Origin of the sequence: Arthrobacter sp. H41 (assembly GCF_000520535.1) — a bacterium.
In the GTDB taxonomy this organism is placed as follows: Bacteria; Actinomycetota; Actinomycetes; order Actinomycetales; family Micrococcaceae; genus Arthrobacter_D.
Genome location: NZ_KI914793.1, coordinates 25,310 through 29,915 on the forward strand (window position 1 = coordinate 25,310; position 4,606 = coordinate 29,915).

Sequence of the window (4,606 nt, forward strand, 5' to 3'; positions counted from 1 at the left end):
CCGGTGGGAGAAGAGGCTGGGCGGATTCCGCAAGCTGCCTGCCGATTCGCCGGATGTGGCGCTGCGCAACGAATCGTTCAGGGCCTACGCCGCATACATGCGGTCTACGGATTTCGCCACGGCGCTCGATGACCTCATCATTCAGGCCGCTGGACAATCGGTGGGCATCATGTGCAGCGAGACCGTGTGGTGGAGGTGCCACCGCCGCCTTATCGCCGACCATGCCCTGCTGCTCGACGGACTGGCTGTTGAGCACCTGATGCCCGGCGTGCGATGGACGGCGCATAAGCCGACCGCGGGCGTCCGGCGAGGGATCGGTGAACTGGTCTACGACGACGAGGGGTAGGTTCGATCACCCACGTCCTCACTATCCGCGAAGTTGCGCATGAACGGTGGGTGGACGACGGCGGCACCCGCCAGATCTGCGCAAGTTCGGAAGGATCAGGGTCAGCCTTCGGTCTCGGCGAGAATGCCCCGCACATAGGCCGCCTGACCGGCGTGCTGCACGCAGTCATCCAGGACGCTGACCAGGCGGACGAGCAGGGTGACCGGCGGGTCCCAGTTGTCATCGACCACACGTTCGAGGTCCTCGTCCTTCACACTGCGGATCAGTATCAGGGAGCGGGAGTGCACTGCGTTGAAGTACTCGATGAGCTGCAGTGACGACTCCACTCCTACGGCGTCCACCTTCTCGCTCGAATGCCCGTAGCCCGTATCGAGCGGATCGAGGGGAAGCCCCCAGCGCTCCGCCCAACCGTCCCTCAACCACAATTCGTCCTCGCCGAAAGCCTCGGCGAAGTGATTGTCCTGCACCCGGGTGAGGTGCCACACGAGCCAGGCGATCGAATTGCCGGTGCCACCCGGCCGCACCACGAGGGCGCCGCCGTCGAGCCCTTCCACTGCAGCTCCGACCAGAGCCGGAAGCCTGCCATAGCCCTCAAGAAGTACGTCCGACGCCTGCATTTCCCATCTCCTCATTCGTTGCCGTCTTCGTTGCCGTCACGCCCAGCCGGTATTCGAGCCCGGTCCGCACCATCGGCCATTCCGGTGCAGTGATCGAGAAAACCACTGTGTCACGAACGGTGCCGTCCGGCATGCGCACGTGTGAACGCAGCACGCCGTCCTGCTTCGCACCCAACCTCGCTATCGCGCCGCGCGACTGCAGGTTGTGCCAGTGGGTTCGGAATTCCACGGCGGCGCAGCCCTCCACCTCGAAAGCGTGGGCCAGCAGGAGGAGCTTGCTGTCGGCGTTCGAGCCCGAGCGGTGGAAGGATGCCCGGCTCCAGGTGTAACCGATCTCCACGCGCGGAGTAGCGCGGTCGATGTTGCAGTAGGTCGTCATGCCGATCACGACGCCCGTCCGCGCGTCGATCGCGGTGAACGGCACCATACTGCCCTCCTCCTGCAGTGCGAGCCGGTGGTCGATCTCGTCGGCCATGGTTTCCGGTGTGGGAATGCGCGTGTACCAGAGGTTCCACAGCTCACCGTCCCGAACAGCATCGATGAGCCCTTCATGGTGATCCCGGGAGAGCGGCTCGAGAATCACCCGGGAGCCGCTCAGCGTTCCAGCAGAGAATTTCATGACTTCATCTATACAATGTGCATGCGCAGGAGGCTAACGGGAGTACCTTGATTCCATGAGAAAGCACCCCAGCCCCGCTCGACGCCGCACAGGCGCCATCACCCTTCTTTCGGCGCTCGTGTTCACGAGCGTCGGCGTCAGTCCTGCGGCCGCTCATCGGCCTGCCCCTCTTGAATACGTGGCGCTCGGGGATTCCTATGCTTCCGGCTTCGGCGCCGGCTCCTATGAACCCTGCGGGCAATCGCCCTTCGGGTTACCAGGCCTCCTTGATTCGAAAAAACAGGTTGAGCTGGTGGGTAACGCCACCTGCGCCGGAGCTTTCATTTTCATCAATGAGGCGGATCCGTCGATAGACCTCCCGCAGCAAATCCAAATTCTGCAGGGAAAACAAGTGCTGGATGGGGACACCGATCTGGTGACGGTATCAGCCGGGGGGAACGACGCCGGGTTCGGCGACTTCGCCAGAAATTGCGTTGGAACATCCGACGAAATTTGCGCCCAGTTCGTCGCGGGCAGAATAGCCGCACTGCCAGCCCTCGGCTTGTCGCTCGACACGCTATACAAGCAGATTGACCAGGCAGCGCCGAAGGCGACGGTAGTGGTCACAGGGTACCCGCACCTCTTCTCCCCGGAATTCGGCGCACCACTCCCGATCAGTCCGGACGCCCAGCGCCTTATCAACGCAGCTACCGACATCCTCAACGGTGTCATCAAGGCATCTGCGAAAGCCAACGGATTCGTCTATGTGGACATCGCGAAGAAATTCGACGGACACGGCCTCGGGTCACCTGATTCCTGGATCAAACTGAGCAGTCCAGCACAATTTGATGACCTGCATCCGACCGCTGAGGGATATAAGTCCGGATACTTCCCCGCGGTCCGGAGCAGCGTGAACTTCGCGCAACTACAGAAGTAGTAGGTGCTTCGGAACAACTAGCTCCAGTCGAAGAAGCCCTTCCCGGTCTTCCGTCCCAGCTCGCCGCGGGCCACCTTCTCCCGAAGGATGGCCGGCGGCGTGAACCGGCCGCCGAGCGTCGACTTAAGGTACTCGGCAATCCCGAGCCGGACGTCGAGCCCCACGAGGTCGGTGGTCCGCAACGGCCCCACCGGGTGCTTGTATCCGAGCACCATGGCAGTGTCGATGTCGGCCGCTGAGGCCACTCCCTCTTCGACCATGCGCATCGCTTCGAGGGCGATGGCCACCCCCAGACGCGAGCTCGCGAAGCCCGGGGCGTCGTTCACGACGATCGGAGTTTTGCCGAGAGCGGTGACCCATTCCCCTGCTGCGGATGCGGTGTCCGGTGACGTCGTCGTGCCCAGCACCACCTCGATCAGGGTCGATGCCGGAACGGGATTGAAGAAATGCAGGCCGCAGAATTCTGCGGGCCGCTCCAGCCGCGCAGCCAAAGCGTTCACGGAGAGCGACGACGTATTGGTGGCGAGCCACGCACCCGCCTGCAGTTCGGCCTCCACCCGTTTCAATGCTGCTGCCTTGAGGTCGAAGTCCTCCGGCACCGCTTCGACGACGAGACCACAGCCGGCGAACGCCGCGTAGTCCGTGGCCACCGACACGCGGGACGTCAGGGCAGCGAGGGGCTCGGGAGTGGTGGCACGCTCCACGCTTTTGGCCAGCGCGGACTCCACCCGTTCCCTGCCCGCTGCCGCAGCAGGCTCGTCCCGTTCGACGACTACCACTTCGGCGCCGGCAAGGCAGAAAGCGTGGGCTATCCCTGCGCCCATCCTCCCGCCGCCCAGCACTCCAACGCGATTCGGGATAGTCATCAGCGGTCCTTCTTCCGGTCGAGGAATTCCTGCATGAGCGCGAATTTCGCATCGGACTCGAAGAGGATGCCCTGCGCCAGCTGGTCGATCACGGGGTGTGCCTCCGCCGGCGCGTGAAAGACGCTCTTCGTGATCCGGATGGCGAGCGGGTCCTGCCGCGCGATGCGGTCCGCGAGGGCGTGGGCGGCGTCGAGCAGTGCCTCCGGCTCGTGGATCTCCGTGATGAGGCGCGCGGCGAGCGCTTCATCGGCCCGCAGCACGCGCCCCGCCAGCAGGATCTCCTTGGCGAGCGGTTCCCCCACGAGTTCCTTCAGCCGCCAGGTAGCACCGGCAGCAGCGAGGATTCCCAGGCCCGTTTCGGGGTTGCCGATCTTCAGGCTGGGCGTTCCGATCCGAAAATCGGCGGCGTAGGCGAGTTCTGCTCCCCCGCCGAGCGCGTAACCGTCAAGTGCCGCGATCACCGGCATCGGCAGCCGGGCGATCCGTGTGAAGAGGGCCGAGTTGATCCCCGCGAGGGCGTCATCCCGCCGTCGTTCGCGAAGCTGCCCGATGTCCGCCCCTGAAGCGAAGACGCCATGTGAACCGGCGAGGATGAGGATCCGTGGCTCGCGCTCGAGCCGGCTGCACACCTCATGGAGCTCGTCCACCATCTGCTGGTCGATGGCGTTGCGCACCTCGGGCCGGTCCAGTTGCACCAGCAGCCTGCCATTGCCGTCGTCGATGCGGAGAGTGGTCGGGGCTTCCATCACACGGCCTCGAGGAGCATCGCGGTGCCCTGTCCTACTCCCACGCACATCGTCGCGAGCCCGATGCCCGGGCCGCCGCTTCGCAGCTCCCGCTCCATCCGGCCCATCAGGGTGATGGCGATGCGCGATCCTGAGGAACCCAGCGGGTGTCCCAGCGCGATCGCACCGCCGTCGCGGTTCACGATGTCCTCATTCAGCCCGAGCCGCCGTATGCAGGCGATGGCTTGCGCGGCGAACGCTTCATTGAGCTCGACGGCACCGAGGTCGCTGATGCTGAGCCCTGTCCGCTCGAGGATCTTCTGGGTTGCCGGGACCGGGCCGATGCCCATGATCTCGGGGGAAACGCCCGCCGAGGCTCCGTCGAGAATACGGGCCCGCGCAGTGAGGGAAAAACGCTTCACCGCAGCTTCGGAGACCACGATGACGGCGGACGCACCGTCGTTGAGTGAACTCGAGTTGCCGGCGGTGACGACGCCGTCGGGACGCACCACCGAAC

Annotated in this window: 6 protein-coding genes and 1 pseudogene; 2 read left to right on the forward strand and 5 right to left on the reverse strand. The window is 64.7% G+C overall.

The window, feature by feature from the left end:
* Nucleotides 1–346 (forward strand): DUF488 domain-containing protein (locus Y705_RS18670; protein WP_155849996.1); only part of this gene is annotated, 346 nt, incomplete at its 5' end.
* 101 nt (nt 347–447) lie between these two features.
* On the opposite strand, the gene Y705_RS0109105 is transcribed toward Y705_RS18670, so the two are convergent.
* Both Y705_RS0109105 and Y705_RS18675 read right to left on the reverse strand, forming a co-directional pair.
* The gene (locus tag Y705_RS0109105; protein WP_026532635.1) at nt 448–963 is read right to left on the reverse strand and encodes a mycothiol transferase; all 516 of its coding nucleotides are present in this window, start codon (nt 961–963) and stop codon (nt 448–450) included.
* Nucleotides 938–1,582, reverse strand: coding sequence for a GNAT family N-acetyltransferase (locus tag Y705_RS18675; RefSeq protein ID WP_049822529.1), 645 nt, complete (start codon nt 1,580–1,582; stop codon nt 938–940). The genes Y705_RS0109105 and Y705_RS18675 overlap by 26 nt, the downstream gene beginning before the upstream one ends.
* Nucleotides 1,583–1,637: 55 nt before the next feature.
* Here Y705_RS18675 and Y705_RS0109115 point away from each other — a divergent pair, with 55 nt between their 5' ends.
* Nucleotides 1,638–2,498, forward strand: coding sequence for an SGNH/GDSL hydrolase family protein (locus Y705_RS0109115; protein ID WP_081737936.1), 861 nt, complete (start codon nt 1,638–1,640; stop codon nt 2,496–2,498).
* 17 nt (nt 2,499–2,515) lie between these two features.
* On the opposite strand, the gene Y705_RS0109120 is transcribed toward Y705_RS0109115, so the two are convergent.
* The 3 genes and pseudogenes from Y705_RS0109120 to Y705_RS18680 form a co-directional block, all read right to left on the reverse strand.
* Entirely contained in the window at nt 2,516–3,364 is an 849-nt protein-coding gene (locus Y705_RS0109120) for a 3-hydroxyacyl-CoA dehydrogenase family protein (protein ID WP_026532637.1), read from the reverse strand.
* Nucleotides 3,364–4,110 (reverse strand): enoyl-CoA hydratase/isomerase family protein, encoded by a 747-nt coding sequence (locus Y705_RS0109125; RefSeq protein WP_026532638.1) that lies wholly within the window; start codon nt 4,108–4,110, stop codon nt 3,364–3,366. The genes Y705_RS0109120 and Y705_RS0109125 overlap by 1 nt, the downstream gene beginning before the upstream one ends.
* Nucleotides 4,110–4,606 (reverse strand): annotated as a pseudogene (locus Y705_RS18680) (3-oxoadipyl-CoA thiolase); the annotation flags it as partial. The gene Y705_RS0109125 and the pseudogene Y705_RS18680, both read right to left, overlap by 1 nt.